Consider the following 26,055-nt stretch of genomic DNA (forward strand, 5'->3'; position numbering starts at 1 on the left):
AGAGCTATCAAAGGATTTATCTAATAATGGGCTCAACGAAACGAAACAGAGCAAAGAAAAACGTTAAGCTCTGATAGAACAAAATTAAAATACTATTTAAGGAAATCAATATGTTTGCATCTAAAGAAGGTCAATCAATCCCTCAAGTAACATTCCCAACTCGCCAAGGTGATGCATGGGTTAACGTAACGACGGAAGAGCTATTCAAAGACAAGACAGTTATCGTATTCAGCCTACCAGGCGCGTTTACTCCAACATGTTCTTCAAGCCACCTACCTCGTTACAACGAACTACATTCTGTATTCAAAGAAAACGGTGTTGATGACATTCTATGTGTTTCTGTAAACGACACATTCGTAATGAACGCTTGGAAAGCAGACCAAGAAGCTGAAAACATCACATTCATCCCAGATGGTAACGGTGATTTCACAGATGGTATGGGTATGCTAGTTGAGAAAAACGACATCGGCTTCGGCAAACGTTCATGGCGCTACAGCATGCTGGTTAAAAACGGCGTGGTAGAAAAAATGTTCATCGAAGAAGATGTACCAGGCGACCCGTTCAAGGTTTCTGATGCTGATACTATGCTTAACCACATAGCTCCTGAGCACAAAGAGCAAGAGTCAATTACAGTATTCACTAAACCAGGCTGCCCTTTCTGTATGAAAGCGAAACAGAACCTAATCGACAAAGGCCTAAACTACGAAGAAGTGGTTCTAGGTAAAGATGCAACAACAGTAAGCCTACGTGCAATCTCTGGTCGCACTACCGTTCCTCAAGTCTTCATCGGTGGCAAACACATCGGTGGCAGCGAAGAACTAGAAGCTTTCCTAGGTTAATCACTTAGTCGCTAATAAACGCCTAGCAATTAAATAACCTAAGTAATACCGCTAACCCACCTTCTTGTGGGTTAGCGATTCCAAACCACTCTTATCTGAGTTTTGGAAAAAGAATATAGCCTGTGGCTCGCCCGCTTTTAACTAACCTATAGTTAATTAAAAGAAGAGTTAACAACAAGAATCGGTTAGTAACAAAAGCTGAATCACAAGCTAAACCTAATAAAACAGAATCACAAAACTGACCCGCGATCCTGACTCTCAAGAAATCACCAGAGTTGGAGGGGTTTGTTCAAACTAAATTTAGCCATTGCGAGAAAATTATTATGAAACAAGTCAATGTAGATGTAGCAGTTATCGGGGGCGGTACAGCAGGTTTAGGGGCTTACCGCGCTGCAAAAGCACACACTGACAGTGTTGTGATGATTGAAGGCGGCCCTTACGGCACAACCTGTGCTCGTGTTGGTTGTATGCCATCTAAACTGCTTATTGCAGCAGCTGAAAGCGTACACCAAATTGAGAAGGCGCCGGCTTTTGGCGTTCACCCACAAGGTGGTATTGTGATTAACGGTCGTGAAGTGATGGACAGAGTGAAGTTTGAACGTGACCGTTTTGTTGGTTTTGTTTTAGAAGGTGTTGATGAAATCCCAGAGCAAGACAAAATCTCTGGTTACGCTAAGTTCCTAAACGACAACACGCTACAGGTTGATGATCATACAGTGATCACTGCAAAACGTATTGTTATCACGACCGGTTCTCGTCCTGCTTATCCTGCAGTTTGGAATGAGCTTGGTGATCGCCTTATCATTAACGATGATGTGTTCAGCTGGGATGATTTGCCAGAATCAGTAGCGGTATTTGGACCAGGGGTTATTGGCCTAGAACTTGGTCAATCACTACACCGCTTAGGCGTTAAAACAAAATTGTTCGGTTTAGGCGGTCAAGTAGGTCCAGTTACCGACCCTGAGATCATGGCGTATGCAGATAAAGCCTTCAATGAAGAGTTCTACCTAGATGCCGACGTGAAAATCGAAAGCATGAAACGCATTACCACTGAATCGGGTGAAGATCGCGTCGAAATCCAGTTCATCAATAAGCAAGGTGAATTAGAAACTAACGTCGTTGAATACGTACTGGCAGCTACAGGTCGTCGTCCAAATACAGACAAGCTTGGCCTAGAGAATACCTCTCTAGAACTTGATGAACGTGGTGTGCCAGTTGCAGACCACTATACGCTACAAACATCGCTACCATCAGTATTTATTGCGGGGGATGCAAGCAACCAATTGCCTCTACTGCATGAAGCAGCAGACCAAGCACGTATTGCCGGTGATAATGCAGGTCGCTTCCCTGAGATTCGTGCAGGTCTACGCCGCTCTAAAATCTCAGCAGTATTCTCTGATCCGCAAATCGCAATGGTTGGTGAAACGTACAAAGAGATCACAACGCGTTTAGGTACTTGTGGGTGCTTCGCAACCGGTGAGGTGTCTTTCGAAAACCAAGGTCGTTCACGAGTGATGCTACGTAACAAAGGTATTCTGCACGTTTACGGAGAGCAAGGTACAGGGCGCTTCCTTGGTGCTGAAATGATGGGACCAAATGCAGAGCACTTGGCTCACTTACTAGCATGGGCACACCAGAACAAGATGACGGTTTCTGAAATGCTAGATATGCCGTTCTACCACCCAGTAATCGAAGAAGGTGTACGAACTGCATTACGTGACCTCAATGCGAAACTGCACCTAGGCCCAGAGATGGTGAAACATTGTCTAGATTGTGGTCCTGGTTGTTAATTTCAGGTCATAGAGACAGATAGCCATGATCTGTTAGCAAGATTTAGATACTAAAAAGGAAAGCCATTGGCTTTCCTTTTTGTTTCTTACTGGCTTTGATATTACTTCTCAGCAGCAATCACAGAAATCTCAACGAGTAGCGCTTCACGAGCCATATCACCCGTCACACATGCGCGAGCAGGAGCGTGACCTTCAGGAACCCATGCATCCCATACAGCATTCATCTCTTGAAAATCATCCATAGACTTAATGTAGATAGTCGCTGACAACATGTGTTCTTTGTCACTTCCAGCTTGCTCAAGGAGAACTTCCACTTTATCAAGCATAGTTTGAGTTTGCTCTTTAATGCCTTGAGTAGCATCGGCACATACTTGACCACATAAATAAATCGTACCATTGTGCTTAACAATACGGCTCATGCGTTGTTTCGTTTCTTGGCGCTCAATCATCAACTTTCTCTCTTTAAGTCACCGTAATTAAAAACCCGATGACGTGTTATTATTTAGGTAATAAGCATAACGCGAATTAAGCCTAATATGACATGTGTTAGATGCAATAAAACTGAAAAAATCACGCAGAAGCTTGGTCGTTGTCAACGCTGTATGAATCAACTCACAGTATTATCAATTCTTAGCTGGGGTATATGGTGGTTATTTTTCAAAGAAGATCCAAGAACAATTAATGCCATTACATTGATGATGGCGGCTTGTGCGTTTAGCGGACTGTTAAGCATTCATTTAGTGATGAAATTTGTAATCCTTCCTCTTAGAAAGAGAAACACTAAATAACGAACCGATAAGTAATTGAAGATAAATAAACAGACTTCCAAACAACAGATAGAAAAAAGCCCCAAAACCAATCGGTTTTGGGGCTTTCTTAGATAAATCTAAGAAAAAGCAGTGGTACTTTAATAGACCGGACTTTTCTTAATTTGTTCCCAAAAAAGATCAGATTTTTAATCTTTTATTTAGGTGCAATAAAATCAATACCTTATGCAACGTTAACTTTTGCAATAACCTGCTCAACCAAGTTCACTTCCAATGCAACTTCATCACAAGCATGTTGGCGAGGGCACTGGTCACAATCTTTGAGGACTTTCTCTGGCAACAATGACTTAGACGTCGGTAAGAAGTCATGTTTCATAAAGAATTCAGGAGTACGAGTTAGTACAAACACTTTCTTGATTGCCATTTGTCGCGCTTTATCAACAAGGTGTTGCACTATCGCAGTACCCTGCCCTTGTCCTTGCCAGCCGGCTTCAACCCCAAGCGAGCGAATTTCAGCTAAGCCAGAGTCATAGACATAAAGTGATGCACAACCTGTAACCTCACCATGATGCTCAGCTACCGCAAACGAGCCAATATCACGCACCAACTCATTACGAGAACGAGGGAGGTTTTCACCCATGTTTGCCCAGTAAGCGACCATGCCTTCTAATGCTTCTATATCGGTCAAACGAGCAGGCCGTACTTTGACAATTGAAGTGTCACGCTGCGATAAACGCTTCTCAGCTTGGTCTACAGCATAAGCGACTTGTTTAGGGGAAACGCCACCCAATGCGCTACGTTTTTCTAAACAAGATTCAATGGTCAAGATGTCGTAAACATCATCTTCTATCACCTCAGAGAACTCTTTCATCTCTGCGATGGTTAATTCTTCCAGTGCACAGCCTTTCGAAATTGCAGCGACAACCGTCACACCCACAATGTGGTGAGCTTCACGGAAAGGAATACCTTTCGCTACCAGGTAATCAGCCAATTCTGTAGAGTTTGCGTAACCTTGTTTCGCCGCTTCAAGTGTACGTTCGCCGTTCACTTTAATACCGTCAAAACAAAGAGCCGCCATTTCCATACAATCATTCCAAGTGTCTAAAGCGTCAAACAGACCTTCTTTATCTTCTTGCATATCTTTGTTGTATGCCAAAGGCAATGCTTTCACTGTCATCATCATTGCGGCTAATGAACCGTATACACGACCAGTTTTACCACGGATAAGTTCTAGCGCATCCGGGTTTTTCTTTTGTGGCATCAGTGATGAACCTGAAGTCACGGTATCGGCTAACTCGATGAAGTTTGATTCACCTGAGTTGTAGAAAATCATATCTTCTGCAAGACGTGAAAGGTGAAGCATCGAGATAGAAGCAATCGACATCAGCTCCATCACATGGTCACGGTCGGAAACTGAATCTAGAGAGTTACGCGTTGCACGACGAAAACCTAAGTTGTGAGCTAACTCTTCACGGTCCATCGGGTAAGCGGTTCCAGCAAGGGCACCAGAACCCAAAGGACACGTATCTAGACGTTTAATCGCATCACTCAAGCGAGAGTAATCACGCTCAAGCATTTCAACGTAAGCCAAGCACCAGTGAGCAAAAGTTACTGGCTGAGCACGTTGAAGGTGAGTATAACCAGGAAGCACGGTTTCTTGATGCTGAGAAGCAACGTTCACCATTTGACTTTGCAGACGGTCAAGCGCTAGCAGTAGTTGGTTACCTTGCTGACGGCACCATAGTTTAAGGTCTGTCGCCACTTGGTCATTACGAGAACGGCCGGTATGAAGCTTTTTACCCAAGTCACCGACCTTGCCGATAAGTTGTTGCTCCACCCAACTATGAATATCTTCTGCATCAGAACGTAAGATCTGCTCTGGATCTTCCATCACTTCGAGTTTTAGCTCGTTCAGTGCAAGCTCTAGTCTTTGCTGTTCTTCTTCTGTTAGAACATTGACTGAATGAAGAGCTTTAGACCAGGCAATTGAGCCCACAATGTCTTGCTCAGCGAGACGGTAATCAAAACGAAGAGAATCGTTAAAATCTTTGAACCGTGTGTCTGCTGCTTGGGTAAATCTACCGCCCCATAATGCCATTGTGTATCTCCTAATTGCACAGTGCTCACTGTTTTTGCAAATAATAATTCTGATTAAGATTCAGTATTTTTCTGATGGTTTAAACTTACGGCAATTTAAAATAAAAATAAAGTATTAATTCATTATTTTTACATATTTATTCATCGGGTAATCGTCCGTTGACTCTTTACAGCGTGAAATGCGAATTATATGTCATTGGATACAAAAGGCCGATGCCCATTTACTAAACAGATTGTTCAAGAAAAAAGCCCATTCACTATTTAAATAGTAAATGGGCTTCGGTATCTATATTTTCAAACTTTAGACTTAACGCAATGCGTTAAGTCTTTATTCAGTTTTACTTTTGGCTATTCAGAGCACGGATACGGCTTGATAGCGAGTAAAGGCGGATGAAGCCTTCAGCGTGGCTTTGGTCGTAAACTTCATCTTCACCGAAGGTTGCAAACTCTTCTGAGTACAGGCTGTTGTCAGAACGCTTCTGAGTCACCGTTGCATGGCCTTTGTAAAGCTTGATAACCACTTCACCATTCACGTCTTGTGCTAGCTCATCTGTTGCTGCAAGAATTGACTTACATAGAGGAGTGAACCAACGACCGTCGTATACAAGGTGAGAAGCCTTAACACCTAGCTCTTCACGGAATTCGAATGCCGCTTTATCAAGAACCAGTTGCTCTACTGCACGCAGTGCTTCCATCATGATTGTGCCACCAGGAGTTTCGTAACAGCCACGAGACTTCATACCAACAAGACGGTTTTCTACGATATCGATACGACCAACACCGTGCTTAGCACCCTTCTCATTTAGGTAAACCAGTGCGTTGTATGGCGTCATTTTTTCGCCATCAACCGCTACCACTTCGCCTTTTTCAACTTTTAAAGTCACTGTTTCAGATTCGTTTGGCGCTTGCTCTGGGTCTACCGTCCAAGCCCAGCAATCTTCATCCGGTGCGTTCCATGTATTTTCTAGTACGCCACCTTCTGTAGAAATGTGCCATGCGTTTGCATCACGCGAGTAGATCTTAGTAAGAGAAGCGGTACAAGGAATGTTACGCTCAGCTAGGTAATCGAGACACTCTTCACGGCTCACAAGATCCCATTCACGCCAAGGTGCAATTACGTGTAGGTCAGGAGCAAGAGCTGCAAATGCACCCTCAAAACGAACTTGGTCATTACCTTTACCAGTACAGCCGTGACACAGTGCGTCTGCACCCACTTTACGAGCGATTTCAACCTGCGCTTTCGCGATGATTGGACGAGCCATTGACGTACCTAGTAGGTATTTTCCTTCGTAGTAAGCGCCTGTTTTTAGCGTTGGGTAGATGTAGTCTGCAACCATCTCTTCTTTAAGGTCAGCGATGTAACATTCTGATGCACCAGAAGCTTTTGCTTTCTCTTCAATGCCGATAAGTTCTTCATCGCCTTGACCAACATCCGCGACAAACGCAACAACTTCACAGTCATAGTTCTCTTTCAACCATGGAATGATTACTGATGTGTCTAGACCGCCAGAGTAGGCTACTACAACTTTCTTTACGTTAACTTTGCTCATTTTCTTTCTCCTAGTTTCCATACTGCACATGGCGGTCAGCGTTGGAAATGACTTTAATAGTTATATGCTTGTTCTAAATATTTTGTCTAAATTCTTTAAGTAGTGACTCGTTGTAAGCCCTACTGAGGTAAAAACTGTGTTCCGATGCTTTTACCTGAAAAAAGTTGTGTCAGTTTCTCTGGGTATCGCCAAGTGGCAACTTCAATTGGTCGACCGAGGTCGTTAGCGGCTTCTAGTGCGGCTTGAACCTTAACGATCATGCCGTCAGTAATCACTTTTCCTGTAATAAGGTCATCGGCTTGCTGTTGATTAAGGCTTGGAATCAAATGACCTTTGCCATCCAATACACCGCTTACATCAGAAAGCAGTACCAATTCAGCATCAAGTGCACCTGCTACTGCTACTGCAGCTTGGTCAGCATTTACATTCATCAATTGACCATCATTAGTTAAGCCAATCGAACTGATAATAGGTAAGGCGCCCGCTTCTAAAATTGCTTGAAGCACTGCTGAATTACCTGGAGCAGCTTTGCCTACTGCTCCAAGTTCAGGGTCCAGCTCAGTGATTTCACATAAACCACCATCTGCTAAGCTCAAACCAACAGCATTCAAACCATCTTTAACTGCTTGCCCTTGAAGTAGCTTGTTCGCTGTGCCTGCAAGAGCGCCTGCAATCAATGGAATTTGATCATAAGGAGTGACACGTAGTCCCTCTTTTTTTACGGTTTCAAGATTTAACTTACTCATCAAGTCATCAACAAGGTAACCACCGCCATGAACAATCACGATCGGGCGTTGGGCTTGTTGCTGATAAGTGGAAATGGCACCAAATAACTGACTTAAAGTATCAGTGCAAGATAATGCAGCTCCACCTAACTTTATGATTAATGGTTGATTATTAAGGCTCATAACAAGATTCCTTACACTAGCGCAGTTAATGACTGAAAGCCATACCGTAAATTTAAACACTGCATCGCTTGGCTAGATGCACCTTTTAGTAAGTTATCAATCGCAGACACAACGATGATATGTTGACCTTGAACCTTCCACCCTAAATCGCAAAATGGTGTGTTTTCAACGTCTTGAATTCTAGGCAGCTTATCTTCAAGAATTCTGACTGCAGGCTTACCTTGATAAGCTTGTTCAAACGCTTGCTGAATTTGCTCGGTCGTCACTCCTTCAGATAGCTTCATCGTAATTGTTGCTAGAATGCCACGCTTAAAGTTTCCAAGGTGTGGAGTGAAAATCACATCGCATCCTAAATGAGCAGCAATCTCAGGTTGATGACGGTGATTGAAAACACCGTAAGGCTGCAGGCTCACTTCGCAAAAACTATTGACCATGCTCGCTTTACGACCCGCTCCAGTGACTCCACTGGTCGCGTTAATCACTGGCCACTGGTTTGTATCAAGCAAGTTAGCGTCAACCAAAGGTTTGATTGCCAACTGTGAAGCTGTTGGGTAACAACCAGCTACCGCAACCAACTGAGATTCTTTAATCGCGTCTTCATTCCACTCAGCTAAACCGTAAGCCGCTTTATCAAGCCATTGCTCATGTTGATGCTCGAAGCCATAAAATTCTTGATAAAAGTTTTCGCCCTTCACTCTAAATGCACCTGATAGGTCGAATACTTGGCAATCGTTCTCAAGAAAGATAGGAGCGAGATCGTGGCTTACTTCATGTGCTGTCGCTAAAAAAACAACATCACAGTCTTGTGCAACTTGTTCTGGATTCGTTAGAGGTTGAACTGGCATATCAATTAAACCAGCTAGCTTACCGTGCAAGGCTGCAATTGGTTTACCCGCATCTATACTATTGGCGGATACATATAAACCTGATAGCGTGAGCTCAGGGTGTTTATTCACCATGAGAGCAAGTTCTGCTCCTGTGTAGCCACTTGCGCCGATAATCGTAGTTTTCAACATCCCAACACATCCATTCTTGAGGTAAGTTACATTTCAAATTTGACTAATCATACTTAATTTTTAGCTTTATTTGATTTTTTATTCAGTAAATATGATTTAATATGTGTTTTACCGCCTTATGGTTTTTCTGTCAATAGTAGAAGTGAAGATATTATGCAATTACCAAGTTTTCTTGAGGTCTATGAAGGACTGATATCCACCGATTCAATTAGCTCAACAGAACCAAGTTGGGATCACGGCAATGCCAAAGTCATTGAAAAGCTTGCGCAATGGTTTAAAGACGTGGGTTTCAGCGTTGAAGTGATAGAAGTTGAACCCGGTAAACATAATATGATTGCCAAAATGGGCTCTGGTGAGGGAGGGTTACTTCTTGCAGGGCACAGCGATACCGTTCCTTTTGATGAAGGACGCTGGAATTTCAATCCTCATGCATTAACAGAACACAACAACCGTTTTTATGGATTAGGCACTGCGGATATGAAAGGCTTTTTTGCTTTCATCTATGAAGCGGTCAAGAAAATGGATTGGAGTAACCAATCTAAGCCACTTTATGTTTTAGCAACGTGTGATGAAGAAACCACCATGCTGGGTGCTCGACACTTTACTGAAAGTGCTCCTTTTAAACCGGATTACTGCATCATTGGTGAGCCAACAAGCCTAGTACCAATCCGTGGGCATAAAGGTCATGTAGCTAATGCGGTGCGAGTAACCGGTAAATCAGGTCACTCTTCAGATCCCGCCTTAGGTGTTAATGCCATCGAAATTATGCATGAAGTGCTGTTTGCGCTAATGCAACTGAGAGATAAGTTAGTTAAAGAGTACCATCACCCCGGCTTTGCAATTCCAAGCCCCACTCTAAACCTTGGTCATATTCACGGAGGCGATAGTGCTAACCGTATCTGTGGCTGTTGTGAACTGCATTATGATGTTCGTCCTTTACCGGGCATCAGCCTAGATGGTTTGGATAACATGCTGCGTGGTGCGCTTAAAGAAGTAGAAGCAAAATGGCCAGGCAGAATTGAGATAACGCCATTGCATGAACCAATCCCGGGGTACGAGTGCCAACACGATCATCCATTTATTGGTGGAATGGAATCAGTGTGTGGGATTGAATCACAAACCGTGAACTACTGTACTGAAGCGCCTTTCTTGCAAGAGCTTTGCCCAACGCTAGTACTGGGACCAGGTTCAATTGACCAAGCCCATCAACCTGATGAGTTCTTAAGTTTTGACTTCATCGACCCAACAATTGATGTACTCAGTAAATCAATACGTAAATATTGTTTCTAGTTATTACCAGCTTCTAAGTTAAGAACAAAAATAGAGATCACTCGCATAAAAACGATCCTCAAATAGGTCGCTTTTATGCTGTTTTTCCCTTTCCTACTTAGAAGTTGTAATTAAATTTCAATTTATTCCTATATCAAAACAAATTTATCACTTCTTCATTTTCCAAAACCAATAATTGCAAACTTAGAATGCTTTATTTGACTAGATACAGCACTTTTCGCTAGATTGTGTACTTAGCAAGGAACAATGGATGTAATTTTTTTACGAGGCAGGATGACAATGAACGAGAAATACGCCGCTCTCAAGAGTAACGTAAGCATGCTGGGACGCTTGCTCGGTAACACTATCCAAGACGCACATGGTGACGTAATCTTAGAGAAAGTAGAGACAATACGTAAACTTTCCAAGTCAGCCAGAGCAGGTAACCAAGCTGATCGTGACAGCCTGATTGAAGAAATAAAAAACCTGCCGAATGAACAGCTAACCCCTGTGGCACGCGCATTTAACCAATTCTTAAATCTCACAAACATGGCAGAGCAGTACCATACTATTTCTCGCCATTGTGAAGAGCACGTTTGCGAACCAGACGCGCTACAATCTTTATTTTCAAAGCTTAGCCAAAACAAAATCAGTAAGTTGGATGCGGCACAAGCAGTACGCGATTTAAATATCGAACTCGTACTGACGGCTCACCCAACCGAAATCACTCGTCGCACGATGATCAACAAACTCGTTAAAATTAACCAATGTTTGTCGAAGCTAGAGCTAAGTGACTTATCAAACAAAGAACGCGTTAAAACTGAACGTCGTCTAGAGCAATTAATCGCTCAAGGTTGGCACTCAGATGTAATCCGTCAGCAACGTCCAACACCACTTGATGAAGCTAAATGGGGCTTTGCTGTCGTTGAAAACTCACTATGGGAAGCAGTACCTGATTTTCTACGTGATATGGATGAGCGCGTTAAAGGCTACTTTGGCGAAGGTCTACCTATTGATGCTCGCCCTGTGCACTTTTCTTCTTGGATGGGTGGTGACCGTGACGGAAACCCATTTGTCACTCATACCATTACCAAAGAAGTACTTCGTTTATCTCGCTGGAAAGCCGCTGATCTCTATTTAGGTGATGTCAATGAACTGATCACTGAATTATCAATGACAAAGTGCAATGACACCGTTCGTGCATTAGCTGGCGATGAACACGAAGCGTATCGTGCCATCCTAAAAGGTCTACGTACTCTTCTTGGTGATACGCTTGAAGTGTTAGATGCTGAGATTCATCACGCTGACGTGCCTAAAAAGCCGACATTACAAAACATTGATCAGCTTTGGGTTCCTCTTCACGCCTGCTACCAATCTCTGCATGAGTGCGGCATGGGCGTTATCGCTGATGGCTCACTGCTTGATACCCTACGTCGAATTAAAGCATTCGGAGTACATCTAGTTCGCTTAGATGTTCGTCAAGAAAGTACTCGCCACTCTGACGTTCTTTCTGAGCTGACTCGTTACCTTGGCATTGGTGATTATGACCAATGGAGTGAGCAAGACAAGATTGCTTTCCTAACCAATGAACTAAGTTCTAAACGTCCACTTCTTCCACGCGAATGGGAACCTTCAGAACAAGTTAAAGAGGTTTTAGACACCTGTAAGATTATTGCAGCTCAGCCTCGTGAAGCTTTCGGTGCTTATGTTATTTCAATGGCTCGTACTGCGTCTGATGTACTGGCGGTTCACCTACTTCTTCAAGAATCTGGCTGCCCTTACCGCATGGATGTGTGTCCGTTGTTTGAAACTTTGGATGACTTGAATAACTCTGAAGCAGTTATCAAACAGCTAATGGGCATCGATCTGTACCGAGGTTTTATCCAAAATCACCAAATGGTCATGATTGGTTACTCGGATTCAGCAAAAGACGCTGGTGTAATGTCTGCAGGCTGGGCTCAATATGACGCAATGGATCAGCTGGTTAAAGTGTGTGAAGACGAAGGTATTGAACTGACGTTATTCCATGGTCGTGGCGGAACAGTTGGTCGTGGTGGCGCTCCGGCGCATGCGGCGCTACTTTCTCAACCACCTAAAAGCTTAAAAGGCGGATTGCGTGTAACGGAACAAGGTGAAATGATCCGCTTTAAGCTGGGATTACCTGAAGTCGCCGTTAACAGCTTTAATATATACGCTAGTGCTATTTTAGAAGCGAACCTTCTACCACCACCAGAGCCAAAAAAAGAATGGCGCGATCTGATGAATGTGCTTTCAGAAGTGTCTTGTGAAGCTTACCGTAATGTTGTTCGTGGTGAAGAAAAGTTTGTTCCTTACTTCCGCCAAGCTACGCCTGAGTTAGAACTAGGTAAACTGCCTCTTGGCTCTCGACCAGCAAAACGTAACCCTAACGGTGGAGTTGAAAGCTTACGTGCGATCCCTTGGATATTCTCTTGGAGCCAAAACCGCTTGGTTCTACCCGCATGGCTAGGTGCTGGTGAAGCGATTCAATATTCAGTAGACCAAGGCCATCAAGCTCTTTTAGAAGAGATGTGTCGCGAATGGCCATTCTTTTCTACGCGTTTAGGTATGCTAGAGATGGTTTATTCTAAGTGCAATTTAGAAATCGCGAAGTATTACGATCAACGACTTGTTGATGAGTCACTACTTCCTCTTGGTGAATTGCTTCGTGAACAACTGCAAAAAGACATTAAAGCAGTATTGAACGTTGAGAATAACGAAAACTTGATGCAAAGCGACCCATGGGGCCTTGAATCAATACGCCTTCGTAATATCTACGTTGAGCCACTAAACATGCTTCAAGCTGAGTTGTTATACCGAACTAGAAAATGTGAAACTCCACCGCCAGAGCTAGAAGAAGCCCTAATGGTGACGATTGCAGGTATTGCAGCAGGTATGCGAAATACCGGATAGCCAGTGATTAACACTAAAATAAAGACAAAAGGTCGCCACGTGCGACCTTTTTATTTTGTAAAATAACCACTATTGAGTTTTCTATCAGTTTTTTGGGTTATTTTGTCCATGTATTCCACTTTATGCTTATTATTTAGATATAATACCGCTCCGCTGTGAAAACACTCCTATCAAAATATTCCACAGCACTAGGTAAGGAAACTTACCGCGCTAGGTGACAAACGGCTTTATAAGGTGACATAACCAACGAAATACGTTGGTGTTGCTTAGACATATACCAACATATCGTGCCATTAGAAGCACACTTGATGTTTAAGCATTAGTTTACTGTTTATTGACCATTTGGATTAAAGACATGTCATTACCACACGTAATCTTAACTGTTTTAAGTACGCGCGATGCTACTGGTTACGATATAACAAAAGAGTTTTCATCAAGCATTGGCTACTTCTGGAAAGCAAGCCACCAACAAGTTTATCGCGAGCTAAATAAAATGGCTCAAAATGAACAAGTAACTTGTGTGCTTGAACCTCAAGAAGGCAAACCTGATCGTAAAGTTTATTCTATCACCGACGCCGGTCGTGGCGCTTTAGGTGAATGGTTTGAACAACCAACTGCGCACCCAACAGTACGTGATGAGTTCTCAGCTAAGCTAATGGCTTGTGCTGTTCAACCATCAGATGCATACCGTATTCAACTGACTGAACTTGTAGAAGAGTCTCGTAAGCTAGTTTCTCACTACAAAGAAATTGAAGCAGCATACTACGCGACACCAGCGACATTAGATAAGCAAGCTCGTCTAGAGCGCTTAACGCTGCGTCGTAACCTACTTATCCGTGAGGCATGGATTGTGTGGGCTGACGAGGTTTTGCTTGAACTAGGTGCAATGGCATAACGCTCTTCCCTGTTCAGATTGTATCGCTTTTAGCTGAATAGCGACTGTCTATAAAGATAAAAGGCTTGAACTCTTAGAGTCCAAGCCTTTTTTGTATCTAAAGAAAATGGATTAAACAGCTACCACTTGTGGTCGAACACCTAATGTATGGCACAGTGCATAAGTCATTTCTGCACGGTTCAGTGTATAAAAGTGAAAATCTTTCACACCTTCACGACTTAAGGTACGAACCATATCAATCGCTTGGCTAGCACCTACAAGTTGACGAGTCGTTGGATCATCATCCAAGCCTTGGAACTGCTGCGCCATCCAGCCTGGTACTTTCACATTATTCATCGCAGCAAAGCGGGAAGCTTGTTTAAAGTTAGATACTGGTAAAATGCCCGGTACGATTTCAACATCAATTCCTGCTGCCACACAACGGTCACGGAAACGTAGATAGCTTTCAACATCAAAGAAGAATTGAGTAATAGCACGGTTAGCACCGGCATCAACTTTACGTTTCAAGTTAATAAGGTCAGATTGAGCACTTTTTGCTTCAGGGTGCACTTCAGGGAAAGCTGCAACAGAGATATCAAAGTCGTGACGGGATTTCAGTAAATTGACTAAATCAGACGCGTACATCTCAGGAGCACCGCCACCTTCAGGAATATCACCACGTAGCGCAACAATACTCTGAATGCCATTCGCCCAGTAATCGTCAGCAATCTGGATCAGTTCATCACGACTTGCATCGATACATGTTAAGTGTGGCGCTGCTACCAAACCTGTCTGGTTTTTGATTTCTTTAATAATAGAGTGAGTACGATCACGCTCGCCAGAGTTTGCTCCATAAGTTACTGAAACAAATTTAGGTTGAAGAGTTTTCAAGCGGTGAACAGAATTCCACAGCGTTTCTTCCATCTTTTCACTACTCGGCGGAAAAAACTCAAATGACACGTTTATATTATCTGAAAGCTCAGCAATATTTTGATTCAAAGCGTCGATATGACCTGCGTGCGTATATCCCATCTTACTCTCCCTGTGGCAAAAGCAACCACTAAATATTTTCAAATCCCTAGCGACGTTTAGACGTCTATATGTCTCCAGAATGTATTGAATACGATTTAATGTCAACTGATCCATTATGAATTTTTTTCAAGTAGATCGTGAGTAAAGCTCAAGAAGAAGGTCAGAGCTTGAGAATAGATAATCACCGAAAAGAAACAAAAAAGCTGAAAGTAAATAAATTCTACTTTCAGCCATATTTATGGGTTATTGCGGCTTGGTTAATCAGAACAATCAACCATTAAAGGTATTAAAATAAGCTAGACATACGATTCAAATCGGACTGAATTGCTCCTGCTGTCACCTCTCGACCAGCGCCTGGTCCTCGAATCACTAAGGGATTATCTTTGTACCATTTGCTCTCGATCGCAAAAATATTATCGCATGGCAGTAGGTTCGCTAGCGCATGCTCTTTAGATAAAGCCTCTACGCCTACCGTTGCTTTACCATTTTTTTCAAGACGAGCAACATAACGAAGTACTTTCTGTTGTGATTGAGCTTTAGTTAAACGTTCTGCCAATTCATCACTTAGCAACGAAGCTTTATCGAAGAAGTCATCTACAGACAAATCTTGTAGCTCTTTCGGCACTAAAGACTCTACTTTCACGTTTTCAGGTTCAATATCTAGCCCTGACTCACGTGCTAAGATCACTAGCTTACGCATCACATCAGATCCATCTAAATCAGCTCGAGGGTCTGGTTCAGTTAAACCTTGTTGCCATGCTAGATCTACCAATTCACTAAATGGAACGCTGCCATCAAATTGCTGAAACAGCCAAGACAAAGTACCAGAGAAGATTCCTGAAAGAGCAATAATATCATCACCACTTTCACGTAAATCTCGAACTGTATGGTTAATCGGTAACCCAGCCCCTACTGTTGCATTATATAACCAGTGGCGACTGATTTTAGAAAAAGCATCTTGGACTTGATGATAATATTCACTGGATGCTGAACCTGCCACTTTATTTGCAGAGATCAGGTGAACCCCTTGTTTAGCGATATCTAAATATTTATCAGCAAGCAATTTGCTGGCTGTGACATCTAATACAACCGCTTCATCATAACCCTGTATTTCGCCTAAACGCTCAAGCCAGTCACTACCGTTATTATTTACCGCTTCATCTGAGAAACAAGTAAGCACAGTGCTAGGGTCAATGCCCTGCTCATCAAACCAATAAGTTTGACTATCAATCACTGCCACTAAATCAAAGCTCATACCACGGCGCTTTTCTAGTTCAGCTTTCTGTTCTGCAAATAAACTTAACCAACTCGAACCAATGTTTCCTTTCCCGCATAGTGCGATAGCAACTCGTTTCTGTGCTTGGAATAATTGGGAATGGACACCTTTTACTAAAATAGATGTGTCAGCTTTGCGCATCACTGCAACCAAGCTTAATCCAGAAGAAGCCTCTGAGATAAACTCTACCGGTGAGTCTTTTAACTGCTGATAAAAGCCATAGCAATGATTCGGGTTTTTCGTCACACCCGCTCCAACCGCAGCCACCAAAGAGAAGCCTTCTTTAAGTTTAATCTCGCCTTCTACAGCATGGTCTTGTAAGTATTCTAAAGCACCACCAGCAATTTCTTCAGTGTACGCCAAGCGAATACAATATTGGTCTGGTTGTAATTCATATGCTAGCGGTTCTAATTGAGCACGCTTCAACCCTTCGAGTACATCGGTAGTCAAACGCTCAAAATCGTGCCCGTGACCAAACGTTACTTGGATTAATAAAACTTCATCCAGAGACGTAATAATTTTCGCACCACGACCGGAAGCCAATACACGCTCAATTTGAGTGGAGCCCGATTCTGGTTGATAACTGCAACGTAAACTTAAATCCATCGCACTTTGAGCAACAGGCTGTAAGGTTCTGCTATGTAAAACAGGAGCAGCAAGTCGGGCTAATTCGCTGGCTTCATCCAAACGAAGTAAAGGCAATAAGCACGCATCCGATACTAGCCTTGGGTCCGCACTGTAAACGCCGGCTACATCGCTCCAAATAGTCACTCGGTCAACTTCAGCTAGCGCGCCAATAACCGTTGCAGAGTAATCTGAACCATTACGCCCTAAAAGAACGGTTTCGCCTTCGCTGTTTTGAGCCATGAAGCCCGTAATCACAACCCGACAATGTGTATGTTGCGCCAGCACTTCTTTAATTAAAGCGTAAGAGCGCGAGCGATCAACTTCTGGCTGTGTTCCCGCTTCCGCTCGTAAGAATTCACGAGCGTCCTGCGCGATAGCTTGTAGATCACTCTGAGAAAGAAGTTCAGCAAGTAACCTTGAAGACCAGACCTCACCATGACCTAGCACTTGAGACTTTTGCGCTTCAGTCAGTGGAGAATTCAATTCACCTAACGCTGTGAATTCCGCTTGAACTAAACCAAGATGATGAGCAGCTTGATCACCTTCTAACAACTCTTCAATTAAATTCAGTTGGAATTGACGTAATGACTGTAGGCATTCATGTGCTAAACGCCCATCTTTATCTAGTGCTTCTAAGAACTCGATTAAACGATTAGTCGTTTTACCAGCAGCGGAGACCACAACCAAATCAGTCGCGCTTGAATACTCTTTCAATATATTCACAACTCGCTGATAGCATTCTGGGTTAGCTAAACTACTTCCACCAAATTTATGCAGTTGGCGTAAAACACTCATTAGCTCGCTTCCCCATTCTCGATGAAGTTATGTGTCTTAAGAAACGCTTGGTTTAGATCTTCAATAAGATCGCCCGCGTCTTCTAAACCTACAGACAAACGTAGAAGTTGCTGAGATACACCCGCTTCAGCCAAAGCAGCTTCCCCCATTGCACGGTGAGTCATAGAAGCTGGATGACAAATCAAACTTTCAACACCACCTAAAGATTCTGCCAACGAGAACAGCTCTAGCTCACCAACAAAAAACTTCAACGCTTCAAAAGATCCTGCGAACTCAAAGCTCAGCATAGAACCAAAGCCTAACTGCTGCTTTTTGGCAATTTCATGACCAGGGTGATCAGGTAAGCTTGGGTGATAAATAGTGCCGACTAAATCTTGCTGCTGAAGCGCTGTTAAAATTTCACGAGAGCTTTCTTCATGTACACGCATACGAGCACCTAAAGTACGAATACCACGTAAAGTCATGTAGCTATCAAATGGCGTACCTGTTGCGCCTATACAGTTACCCCACCATCCTAATTCTTCAGCATGCTCTTCTGTTTTAGTGATGACCACACCACCAATTACATCTGAGTGACCGTTAATGTATTTAGTTGTGGAGTGAATAACAAAGTCAGCACCTAGCTCTAGAGGCTTTTGGAACACAGGTGTCAAAAACGTATTATCGACAGCAACTAACGCTCCGACCTCTTTTGCTTTACGACACGTTTCTGCAATATCGACCACTCGCACTAGAGGGTTAGAAGGTGTTTCAAGTAAGATTAATTTGGGCTTGAGAGCAATAGCTGCATCTAATGCGGTTTGATCCGATTGATCAACAAACAGGACTTTGAAGTCCCCTTTTTGAGAACGTGTATTAAACAGTCTGTACGTTCCACCGTAGCAGTCATGTGGAGCAACAATTAAATCGTCACCACTTAGAAATGCAGACACCCACAAGTTCAATGCTGATGTACCGCAGTTGGTCACAACGGCACCCTTTCCTGATTCCAGTTCGAAGAGCGCTGTTTCTAATAACCCACGGTTCGGGTTGCCCGATCTCGTATAGTCATATTTAGGCACTTCACCAAAAGCGGGAAAACCATAATTTGTCGAAAGATAAATTGGTGGAACAACGGCATGGTGTTGAGTGTCTGACTCAATACCGGTTCGAACGGCAATTGTGGCTGGCTTCCGGCTGCTCATAGGTGTCTCCTTACAAATTGGGTTCAGGATATAACAGCTGCTTGTCGGCGTTTTGCAGCTGTGTTAGATATATGTTATTCACTTTACTGCCATAAACATAAGACGTCAACACTTCTAGACGTCCATATGTCTTTGCTTATGGCGGTAAATCCCGCTAAAATCACCTTCTAAATTAATCTAACTACAAAAATGATGAAGGTACACAATGGCAGATTGGAATGGTGAGTACATAAGCCCATATGCTGAGCATGGAAAGAAAAGCGAACAAGTAAAGAAAATTACGGTTTCTATCCCTCTAAAAGTATTAAAGGTGCTAACTGATGAACGTACTCGTCGTCAGATAAACAACTTACGCCATGCCACAAACAGTGAATTGCTATGTGAAGCCTTTCTTCATGCCTACACAGGTCAACCGTTACCTACGGATGAAGATCTACGTAAAGACCGCCCAGACGATATCCCTGCTGAAGTGAAAAAACTAATGACAGAGATGGGTATCGAATTCGAAGCGTTTGACGAAGAATAAAAATAAATCACGTCTATACCCTTCATATTTTCATTTGCTTGTGACAATAGTTTGAACCTAACTTCTGTATTTCAAGTGTAAGCTTGTCATACCAAGATACAAAAAAGCCGAATCATGCTTCCATGATTCGGCTTTTTTATGAGTTAAATGCTAAAGACGTAACATTAAGCCATATAATTTTCAGGCATCTCGATACGAGCAACACCAGATTCAACTGCAGCCTGTGCTACCGCTTTCGCTACGCGAGGCAATAAGCGTGGATCCATTGGCTTCGGAATAATGTAATCCATCCCAAATGTCAGTGCATCAGCTCCCGCCGCTTTTAATACTTCAGCAGGAACTTCTTCTTTTGCTAGTTCACGAATCGCCGTGACTGCTGCCAGTTTCATCTCATCGTTGATTTCGCTAGCTCGCACATCTAGCGCACCACGGAAGATAAACGGAAAGCAAAGCACATTATTAACTTGGTTCGGGTAGTCGCTACGACCTGTACCCATGATTAAGTCATTACGCACTTCATGAGCAAGCTCTGGCTTAATTTCTGGATCTGGATTTGAACATGCAAATACAACAGGCTTATCAGCCATCAGCTTCAGAGATTCTGCAGGTAATAAGTTAGGACCCGATACACCCAAGAATAAGTCAGCACCTTCAATCACATCTTCCAGCGTTCGCTTGTCTGTGTTGTTTGCAAAAAGCTGTTTGTATTCGTTTAGGTCGTCACGGCGAGTGTGGATCACACCCTTGCGATCTAGCATGTAGATTTTTTCACGCTGAGCGCCACACTTAATCAGTAGCTCCATACACGCTACCGCAGCCGCGCCCGCACCTAAACAAACAATCTTGCATTCTTCTAGCTGCTTACCTTGAAGTTCGATGGCATTCAGCATACCTGCAGCCGTTACGATAGCAGTACCGTGTTGGTCATCATGGAATACAGGCACATCACAACGTTCGATAAGACGACGTTCAATCTCAAAGCAGTCTGGTGCTTTGATATCTTCTAAATTGATGCCACCAAAAGTATCTGCGATGTTCGCTACCGTGTCGACAAACTCATCGATTGTGCGGTGTTTTACTTCAATATCGATAGAATCTAAACCAGCAAAACGTTTAAACAGAAGAGCTTTACCTTCCATTACAGGCTTAGAAGCGATAGGACCAAGGTTACCTAAACCCAAAATCGCAGTACCGTTAGAGATAACTGCAACCATGTTGCCTTTACCTGTGTACTTATAAACGTTATCAACATTCTGTGCGATTTCTCGAACAGGCTCAGCTACACCTGGGCTGTATGCTAAAGCAAGGTCTTCAGCTGAATTTGCCGGCTTAGTCAGCTCAACGGCAATTTTACCTGGAATAGGGAATTCATGATAATCAAGAGCTTGCTGGCGAAATTGTTCTTGAGCAGATAATTTTTCTTCTGCTGATAATGGCTCTTTTGAAGATTGAGCCTGGCGAGTGTCGTCTGACATGAGCGTAGGTTTCCTAAGATATTATTATTTGGGGGAATCCTCTTCATGTTAATAGATGTACTTCAAAGTTCCTAGGTGGTTTACCTATCAGTCTCACTAAAAAACGAGATTTGACTACTAATAAGACCAGTGAACAGTTGAAATCTCTAAATGGTAGGCAACAAAAAAGGACACCGAAGTGTCCTTTTGGATGTCTATCTAGCGAGTATTACTACTTGCTAGAAAGAGCACCGAAACGCTTGTTAAAGCGATCAACACGGCCGCCAGTATCTACGATACGTTGCTTACCAGTGTAGAATGGGTGACATTTGTCACATACGTCTAGGTGAATACCAGCTTTACCTAGAGTAGAGTTGAATTCAAATGTGTTGCCGCAAGAGCAAGTAGCTGTAACAGCTTTGTATTCTGGGTGGATTCCAGCTTTCATGGGATAACCTCAATTAGGCCGTGTCGCCATCCGATTCTAAGCCGGACACCACACGTAGTTAAAAAATAATTAAAAGTACCGCTTCGTAACACAAGGATACAAAGCCATACCTTCAAGGCGCAGTATAGTAATGAATCTGAGAAGTAGGATCAACTGATTTGATACATTTTTCACCAACCTTTTTTCCCTTCTATATTAAAAGCCAATATCAGTTCTTCTCTAACGTCGCTAAGCCATTAAAAAACACAGCCTTTATGAAGCGATACCAAACTGTTTCTCGAATTTCATGGGCTTATCCTTTAGACTGTTTCGTCACTTCCTATTCAAAATAAAGCTGTCACTTTATGCGCCCAACTATCGCCCGTGTCGCACTACCAGTCCCTTTAGATAAGCAGTTTGACTACAAAATACCTAGTCACCTGTTCCCTATTATTGGCGGTCGTGTATCTGTACCTTTTGGGCGTCAAACATTAACAGGCATAGTCACAGCGCTAGTCAATGAATCCGAATTTAGCTTAGACAAGCTCAAACCAATTAAAGCGTTGTTGGACAATCAACCCGTTTGGTCTGACTCGGTTTATTCTTTGTTAGTTTGGTGCAGTCAGTTTTATCAGTACCCTCTTGGGGAAACGTTCGCCAATGCATTACCTTCTGCTTTACGTAAAGGTAAAGATGCAGATTTTGCCACCTTGGTTGAATGGCAGCTGACACCTCAAGGTAAAGATCAGTTAATGCTAGGTTTTGGGCGTGCCGTTAAGCAAGCAAAAGTCATGAGAATGCTGGAAAACGGATCCGTGCCCCATCAAGAATTTATTGATGAGGAAGTGGGAAGCGCGGTTTTAAAAACACTTCAAGAAAAGGGCTGGATTGAGTCTCTTGAAAAAAAGCCGATGCGTATCGCTTGGTCTAAAGAACTAGAAAACGACCACGACAAGCCAAAGCTCAATGAAGAACAAGCCATTGCTATCGCGACCGTCAATAGCCAGACAGATTTTGGCTGCTTTTTGCTTGAAGGTGTCACTGGCTCAGGGAAAACTGAAGTTTACTTGAACATGATTAAGCCAATTTTAGAGCAAGGTAAACAAGCGCTTGTTCTTGTTCCTGAAATTGGATTAACGCCACAAACCATTAACCGATTCAAACGACGCTTTAATGTGCCTGTCGAGGTAATTCACTCTGGGCTTAATGATACTGAACGTCTTAATGCTTGGCTGTCAGCCCGTGATAAAATAGCAGGAATCGTAATAGGCACTCGCTCAGCACTGTTCACCCCTTTTTCAGATCTAGGTATCATCATTGTTGATGAAGAACATGACGCATCCTACAAGCAACAAGACAGCCTTCGTTATCATGCTAGAGATGTGGCGATAATGCGTGCGCATAAAGCACAAATACCGGTAGTCCTCGGCTCTGCTACTCCTGCATTTGAAACCCTTCATAACGCTCAAACCGGTAAGTATCACTATTTAAGACTAACCAACCGAGCGGGGGTCGCGCTTCCTACAACCAACAAAGTGCTGGATGTGAAGGGGGAATATTTAGAAAGTGGATTATCAGCTTCATTGATTGCAGAAATGCAACGTCATTTGCAGTCTGGCAACCAAGTCATGTTGTTTTTAAACCGCCGTGGTTTTTCTCCTGCTTTAATGTGTCACGAATGTGGTTGGACGGCAGAATGTAAACGCTGCGATGCTTATTATACCTATCATCAAAACAGCAATGAAATGCGTTGCCACCACTGTGGTTCTCAACAGCATGTTGTACACCATTGCCAAGGTTGTGGTTCAACCCAACTAGTAACACATGGCGTGGGTACCGAACAATTAGAAACCCAGTTAGGGCACCTATTCCCTGATTATAAAACAATACGAATTGATAGAGACAGCACTCGCCGTAAAGGCAGCTTAGAAACAGCATTAGAATCCATACGTAAAGGTGAGTTCCAAATACTTATCGGAACGCAGATGCTCGCTAAAGGGCACCACTTTCCAGATGTAACTTTAGTTGCCCTACTCGATGTCGATGGTTCACTTTATAGCAGTGACTTTCGAGCCTCAGAACGACTCGCCCAGTTATTCATTCAAGTCGCGGGACGTGCAGGTCGTGCCAGTAAACCTGGGGAAGTGATCTTACAAACCCATCACCCTGAACATGGGCTTCTTCAGGCTTTACTGCATAAAGACTATAACCACTTTGCGCAAACTGCCTTAGCCGAACGTAAACAGGCTATGCTGCCTCCTTATACTTTCATGACGTTATTTAGAGCTGAAGCCAACGATCCATATTTGGTGGAAGATTTTTTACGTCAGGTTCGTCATACCCTTGAAGCACATCCACTTTATGATGGGTTTTGTATGGTGCTCGGACCAACGCCCGCACCTTTAGCAAAACGTGCAGGAAAGTCACGCTGGCAATTAGTTTTACAAACTCAAACTCGTTCATTAATGCAAAAGTTATTAATGAGTGCGAAACCAGCTATCAATATGTTACCAACTGCAAAAAAAGTACGCTGGTCGATCGATATAGAGCCTCAAGATCTCAGTTAAAAGTATGCGGTGCTTCAGAGATTTCAGTTTTCTCGTGAGCTACTTCACACGAGTCGTGTAATTTTTGTTAATCTACCCGTAACTTTATGTGCTCTAAATGAATAGTATATTTCAAGCACATAAGTGTAAGCATTGCTTTCATGGAAGTTAATCAATTAAAAGAATAATGATTGCCGATTTCAGTGGCATACAAAGGAATTTAAAGAGGGTTTAATTTATGGCGACAATGAAGGATGTTGCCCAGCTTGCAGGGGTTTCTACAGCGACAGTATCAAGAGCGCTTATGAACCCGGAAAAAGTATCATCTTCAACTCGTAAACGCGTTGAAAATGCCGTACTTGAAGCTGGATACTCACCTAACTCGTTAGCTAGAAACTTACGTCGCAACGAATCTAAAACCATAGTAACTATTGTCCCAGACATCTGTGACCCTTACTTTACGGAAATTATCCGTGGGATTGAAGATGCTGCGGTTGAACACGGATACCTTGTGTTACTTGGCGATAGTGGACAACAAAAGAAGCGTGAGAGCTCTTTTGTAAATTTAGTGTTCACCAAACAAGCTGATGGCATGTTGTTACTCGGTACAGATCATCCATTTGACTTAAGTAAACCCGAGCAAAAGAATTTACCTCCCATGGTAATGGCTTGTGAGTTTGCCCCAGATCTTGAGCTTCCGACTGTCCATATAGACAACTTAACGTCTGCATTTGAAGCCGTGAACTATCTCACTCAACTTGGTCATAAGCGTATAGGGCAAATTTCAGGTCCAACGTCTGCGACACTCTGTCAATTTCGTCAGCAAGGTTACCAGCAAGCACTACGCCGAGCAGGTATCACAATGAACCCTGCCTATGGCACGGTTGGCGATTTTACTTTTGAAGCTGGCGCGCAATCGATTCGCCAACTGCTCGCACTGCCAGAACCTCCAACTGCTATCTTCTGTCACAACGATGCTATGGCTATCGGTGCGATTCAAGAAGCGAAGAAGTTAGGTCTACGCGTTCCACAAGACCTTTCTGTGGTAGGCTTCGATGACATTAAATTCGCACAATACTGCGATCCACCGCTCACCACTATTTCACAACCTCGCTACGAGATTGGTCGTCAGGCGATGCTAATGATGCTGGACGTATTGAAAGGCAATGATGTTCAAGCTGGTTCCCGCTTGCTTGAAACAGAGTTGATCGTACGAGGAAGTACAGCTCCACCACGCATTCAATAGAAAAGCACTTCTTTGCGGCACATTTTGATGTGCCGCTTCCATTTCTACACTATTATCCACTCGCGATCTGGATTACCATGAAAGTTGAATCATCAACTGTTGAAATGCTCAGTGGCCAATAAAGATTACGCAAGACGCGGTCGTGGAACAAAGAAGCCGACCAAAAAGACAGCCCCTCGCCGTAAGCCTTGGCGTAGTGGTCTTTTAGCGATCCTACTAGCTAGTGGGTTCGGTTATGGATTATACCTGCTTAGCACAGACCCAGAGCCACCAGCACCTACACCGGTGGTGACAAAACCCAAGCCAAAACCTAAAGCTGCGAAACCTATTCCACCGCCTCCAGAAGAAAAGTGGGATTACGTTGAAACGCTGCCAAGCCGCCAAGTTGAAGTAAAGGCAAAAGAGCAGAAGAAATCTGACATTCCTTATATCATGCAGTGTGGTGCGTACAAAACACTGAAACAAGCGGAAGCACGCAAGTTAGATATCGCTTTCCAAGGCATCAACAGTAAAGTTCGCAAAAAAGAAAACAGCAGTTGGTACCGAGTAGTGCTTGGACCTTACGATTTAAAACGCGATGCTGAGCGCGACCGACATAAGCTACAACGAGCTAAAATTGAGCCGTGTGCTATTTGGAAAGAAACCCAATAGTGGTATTTCAGTGAGCACAAAAATACCTCAACTAAAGTATCAACCTCTTAAAAGCCTTCCTTGTGAAGGCTTTTATCTTTTAAGCGCCCTCAAGCATTATCCCCAGCACTTTACTGCTTCTTTCATCTTAAAGATCTCTCCTAACTTTATTCTTACGTTCATTTACACATCTATTTGATTTCTGAGTTGTGCGGTTCCTTGAATTATCGGCTCTTTATCCTCATATAACCTGTATACCCAAAAGACAAAA

The 26,055-nt window shown here is 43.1% G+C and carries 20 protein-coding genes; 10 read left to right on the plus strand and 10 right to left on the minus strand.

The genetic code is table 11. From position 1 onward, the window contains the following. Positions 1 to 110: 110 nt before the first annotated feature. Positions 111 to 839, plus strand: coding sequence for a glutathione peroxidase (locus tag L4C37_RS13730; RefSeq protein ID WP_137375088.1), 729 nt, complete (start codon positions 111 to 113; stop codon positions 837 to 839). 323 nt (positions 840 to 1,162) lie between these two features. After that, positions 1,163 to 2,629, plus strand: a complete 1,467-nt coding sequence (locus L4C37_RS13735) for a dihydrolipoyl dehydrogenase (RefSeq protein ID WP_429768937.1) — start codon at positions 1,163 to 1,165, stop codon at positions 2,627 to 2,629. A gap of 101 nt (positions 2,630 to 2,730) precedes the next feature. On the opposite strand, the gene L4C37_RS13740 is transcribed toward L4C37_RS13735, so the two are convergent. Continuing rightward, on the minus strand, positions 2,731 to 3,078 hold the full coding sequence (locus L4C37_RS13740) for a RidA family protein (protein ID WP_372264738.1): 348 nt from the start codon (positions 3,076 to 3,078) through the stop codon (positions 2,731 to 2,733). A gap of 87 nt (positions 3,079 to 3,165) precedes the next feature. Here L4C37_RS13740 and L4C37_RS13745 point away from each other — a divergent pair, with 87 nt between their 5' ends. Next, positions 3,166 to 3,417 carry a DUF3624 domain-containing protein gene (locus L4C37_RS13745; RefSeq protein WP_273296327.1) on the plus strand — a complete coding sequence of 84 codons (252 nt, stop codon included), beginning with the start codon at positions 3,166 to 3,168 and terminating at the stop codon, positions 3,415 to 3,417. A gap of 202 nt (positions 3,418 to 3,619) precedes the next feature. On the opposite strand, the gene argH is transcribed toward L4C37_RS13745, so the two are convergent. The 4 genes from argH to argC all read right to left on the minus strand — a co-directional run bounded on the left by argH (position 3,620) and on the right by argC (position 8,967). Then, a complete protein-coding gene (gene argH, locus L4C37_RS13750) occupies positions 3,620 to 5,494 on the minus strand; it encodes an argininosuccinate lyase (RefSeq protein WP_137375084.1) in 1,875 nt (624 codons plus the stop codon). Between the two features lie 337 nt (positions 5,495 to 5,831). After that, entirely contained in the window at positions 5,832 to 7,043 is a 1,212-nt protein-coding gene (locus L4C37_RS13755) for an argininosuccinate synthase (protein WP_429768938.1), read from the minus strand. A 119-nt stretch (positions 7,044 to 7,162) separates the two neighbouring features. Beyond that, positions 7,163 to 7,951, minus strand: a complete 789-nt coding sequence (argB, locus tag L4C37_RS13760; protein WP_429768939.1) for an acetylglutamate kinase — start codon at positions 7,949 to 7,951, stop codon at positions 7,163 to 7,165. An 11-nt stretch (positions 7,952 to 7,962) separates the two neighbouring features. Next, positions 7,963 to 8,967 (minus strand): N-acetyl-gamma-glutamyl-phosphate reductase, encoded by a 1,005-nt coding sequence (gene argC / locus L4C37_RS13765; RefSeq protein ID WP_429768940.1) that lies wholly within the window; start codon positions 8,965 to 8,967, stop codon positions 7,963 to 7,965. A gap of 153 nt (positions 8,968 to 9,120) precedes the next feature. Here argC and argE point away from each other — a divergent pair, with 153 nt between their 5' ends. From argE to L4C37_RS13780, 3 genes are all read left to right on the plus strand, one after another. Further along, positions 9,121 to 10,257, plus strand: a complete 1,137-nt coding sequence (gene argE, locus L4C37_RS13770; protein WP_429768941.1) for an acetylornithine deacetylase — start codon at positions 9,121 to 9,123, stop codon at positions 10,255 to 10,257. A gap of 279 nt (positions 10,258 to 10,536) precedes the next feature. After that, positions 10,537 to 13,167, plus strand: a complete 2,631-nt coding sequence (ppc, locus tag L4C37_RS13775; protein WP_429768942.1) for a phosphoenolpyruvate carboxylase — start codon at positions 10,537 to 10,539, stop codon at positions 13,165 to 13,167. A gap of 355 nt (positions 13,168 to 13,522) precedes the next feature. Continuing rightward, positions 13,523 to 14,062 carry a PadR family transcriptional regulator gene (locus tag L4C37_RS13780; protein WP_137375078.1) on the plus strand — a complete coding sequence of 180 codons (540 nt, stop codon included), beginning with the start codon at positions 13,523 to 13,525 and terminating at the stop codon, positions 14,060 to 14,062. 111 nt (positions 14,063 to 14,173) lie between these two features. Here L4C37_RS13780 and metF read toward each other — a convergent pair whose 3' ends face one another. From metF to L4C37_RS13795, 3 genes are all read right to left on the minus strand, one after another. Continuing rightward, positions 14,174 to 15,073 (minus strand): methylenetetrahydrofolate reductase, encoded by a 900-nt coding sequence (gene metF / locus L4C37_RS13785; protein WP_137375077.1) that lies wholly within the window; start codon positions 15,071 to 15,073, stop codon positions 14,174 to 14,176. Positions 15,074 to 15,359: 286 nt separating this feature from the next. Further along, positions 15,360 to 17,771 (minus strand): bifunctional aspartate kinase/homoserine dehydrogenase II, encoded by a 2,412-nt coding sequence (locus L4C37_RS13790; protein WP_429768943.1) that lies wholly within the window; start codon positions 17,769 to 17,771, stop codon positions 15,360 to 15,362. Beyond that, entirely contained in the window at positions 17,771 to 18,955 is a 1,185-nt protein-coding gene (locus L4C37_RS13795; RefSeq protein ID WP_273296996.1) for an O-succinylhomoserine (thiol)-lyase, read from the minus strand. Before L4C37_RS13795 ends, L4C37_RS13790 begins: the two co-directional genes overlap by 1 nt. Positions 18,956 to 19,160: 205 nt before the next feature. On the opposite strand from L4C37_RS13795, the gene metJ reads away from it, so the two are divergent. After that, the gene (metJ, locus tag L4C37_RS13800) at positions 19,161 to 19,481 is read left to right on the plus strand and encodes a met regulon transcriptional regulator MetJ (protein ID WP_004415993.1); all 321 of its coding nucleotides are present in this window, start codon (positions 19,161 to 19,163) and stop codon (positions 19,479 to 19,481) included. Between the two features lie 164 nt (positions 19,482 to 19,645). Here the strand turns inward: metJ and L4C37_RS13805 are convergent, their stop codons facing one another. After that, on the minus strand, positions 19,646 to 20,956 hold the full coding sequence (locus L4C37_RS13805; RefSeq protein WP_137375074.1) for a malic enzyme-like NAD(P)-binding protein: 1,311 nt from the start codon (positions 20,954 to 20,956) through the stop codon (positions 19,646 to 19,648). Positions 20,957 to 21,167: 211 nt separating this feature from the next. Continuing rightward, complete coding sequence (gene rpmE / locus L4C37_RS13810; RefSeq protein ID WP_137375073.1) at positions 21,168 to 21,383, minus strand: 50S ribosomal protein L31; 216 nt, start codon at positions 21,381 to 21,383, stop codon at positions 21,168 to 21,170. A gap of 344 nt (positions 21,384 to 21,727) precedes the next feature. Between rpmE and priA the strand changes: the two genes are divergently transcribed. The 3 genes from priA (at position 21,728) to ftsN (ending at position 25,805) form a co-directional block, all read left to right on the plus strand. Continuing rightward, complete coding sequence (gene priA / locus L4C37_RS13815; RefSeq protein WP_137375072.1) at positions 21,728 to 23,929, plus strand: primosomal protein N'; 2,202 nt, start codon at positions 21,728 to 21,730, stop codon at positions 23,927 to 23,929. A gap of 217 nt (positions 23,930 to 24,146) precedes the next feature. Next, positions 24,147 to 25,154 (plus strand): DNA-binding transcriptional regulator CytR, encoded by a 1,008-nt coding sequence (cytR, locus tag L4C37_RS13820; RefSeq protein ID WP_137375071.1) that lies wholly within the window; start codon positions 24,147 to 24,149, stop codon positions 25,152 to 25,154. A gap of 111 nt (positions 25,155 to 25,265) precedes the next feature. Continuing rightward, positions 25,266 to 25,805, plus strand: coding sequence for a cell division protein FtsN (gene ftsN, locus L4C37_RS13825; RefSeq protein ID WP_137375070.1), 540 nt, complete (start codon positions 25,266 to 25,268; stop codon positions 25,803 to 25,805). Positions 25,806 to 26,055: the final 250 nt, after the last annotated feature.

The organism is Vibrio kagoshimensis, from assembly GCF_050337535.1.
Classification (GTDB): Bacteria; Pseudomonadota; Gammaproteobacteria; order Enterobacterales; family Vibrionaceae; genus Vibrio; species Vibrio gallaecicus.

What these genes read in the sequence shown, in the direction of transcription:
- argC (WP_429768940.1), bottom strand. Translation starts at nt 8,967, where the DNA reads ATGTTGAAAACTACGATTATCGGCGCAAGTGGCTACACAGGAGCAGAA.
- metJ (WP_004415993.1), top strand. Translation starts at nt 19,161, where the DNA reads ATGGCAGATTGGAATGGTGAGTACATAAGCCCATATGCTGAGCATGGA.
- priA (WP_137375072.1), top strand. Translation starts at nt 21,728, where the DNA reads ATGCGCCCAACTATCGCCCGTGTCGCACTACCAGTCCCTTTAGATAAG.
- cytR (WP_137375071.1), top strand. Translation starts at nt 24,147, where the DNA reads ATGGCGACAATGAAGGATGTTGCCCAGCTTGCAGGGGTTTCTACAGCG.
- L4C37_RS13730 (WP_137375088.1), top strand. Translation starts at nt 111, where the DNA reads ATGTTTGCATCTAAAGAAGGTCAATCAATCCCTCAAGTAACATTCCCA.
- metF (WP_137375077.1), bottom strand. Translation starts at nt 15,073, where the DNA reads ATGGGATATACGCACGCAGGTCATATCGACGCTTTGAATCAAAATATT.
- ppc (WP_429768942.1), top strand. Translation starts at nt 10,537, where the DNA reads ATGAACGAGAAATACGCCGCTCTCAAGAGTAACGTAAGCATGCTGGGA.
- L4C37_RS13790 (WP_429768943.1), bottom strand. Translation starts at nt 17,771, where the DNA reads ATGAGTGTTTTACGCCAACTGCATAAATTTGGTGGAAGTAGTTTAGCT.
- L4C37_RS13740 (WP_372264738.1), bottom strand. Translation starts at nt 3,078, where the DNA reads ATGATTGAGCGCCAAGAAACGAAACAACGCATGAGCCGTATTGTTAAG.
- argH (WP_137375084.1), bottom strand. Translation starts at nt 5,494, where the DNA reads ATGGCATTATGGGGCGGTAGATTTACCCAAGCAGCAGACACACGGTTC.
- L4C37_RS13735 (WP_429768937.1), top strand. Translation starts at nt 1,163, where the DNA reads ATGAAACAAGTCAATGTAGATGTAGCAGTTATCGGGGGCGGTACAGCA.
- L4C37_RS13795 (WP_273296996.1), bottom strand. Translation starts at nt 18,955, where the DNA reads ATGAGCAGCCGGAAGCCAGCCACAATTGCCGTTCGAACCGGTATTGAG.
- L4C37_RS13745 (WP_273296327.1), top strand. Translation starts at nt 3,166, where the DNA reads ATGACATGTGTTAGATGCAATAAAACTGAAAAAATCACGCAGAAGCTT.
- argE (WP_429768941.1), top strand. Translation starts at nt 9,121, where the DNA reads ATGCAATTACCAAGTTTTCTTGAGGTCTATGAAGGACTGATATCCACC.
- L4C37_RS13805 (WP_137375074.1), bottom strand. Translation starts at nt 20,956, where the DNA reads ATGTCAGACGACACTCGCCAGGCTCAATCTTCAAAAGAGCCATTATCA.
- L4C37_RS13780 (WP_137375078.1), top strand. Translation starts at nt 13,523, where the DNA reads ATGTCATTACCACACGTAATCTTAACTGTTTTAAGTACGCGCGATGCT.
- rpmE (WP_137375073.1), bottom strand. Translation starts at nt 21,383, where the DNA reads ATGAAAGCTGGAATCCACCCAGAATACAAAGCTGTTACAGCTACTTGC.
- argB (WP_429768939.1), bottom strand. Translation starts at nt 7,951, where the DNA reads ATGAGCCTTAATAATCAACCATTAATCATAAAGTTAGGTGGAGCTGCA.
- L4C37_RS13755 (WP_429768938.1), bottom strand. Translation starts at nt 7,043, where the DNA reads ATGAGCAAAGTTAACGTAAAGAAAGTTGTAGTAGCCTACTCTGGCGGT.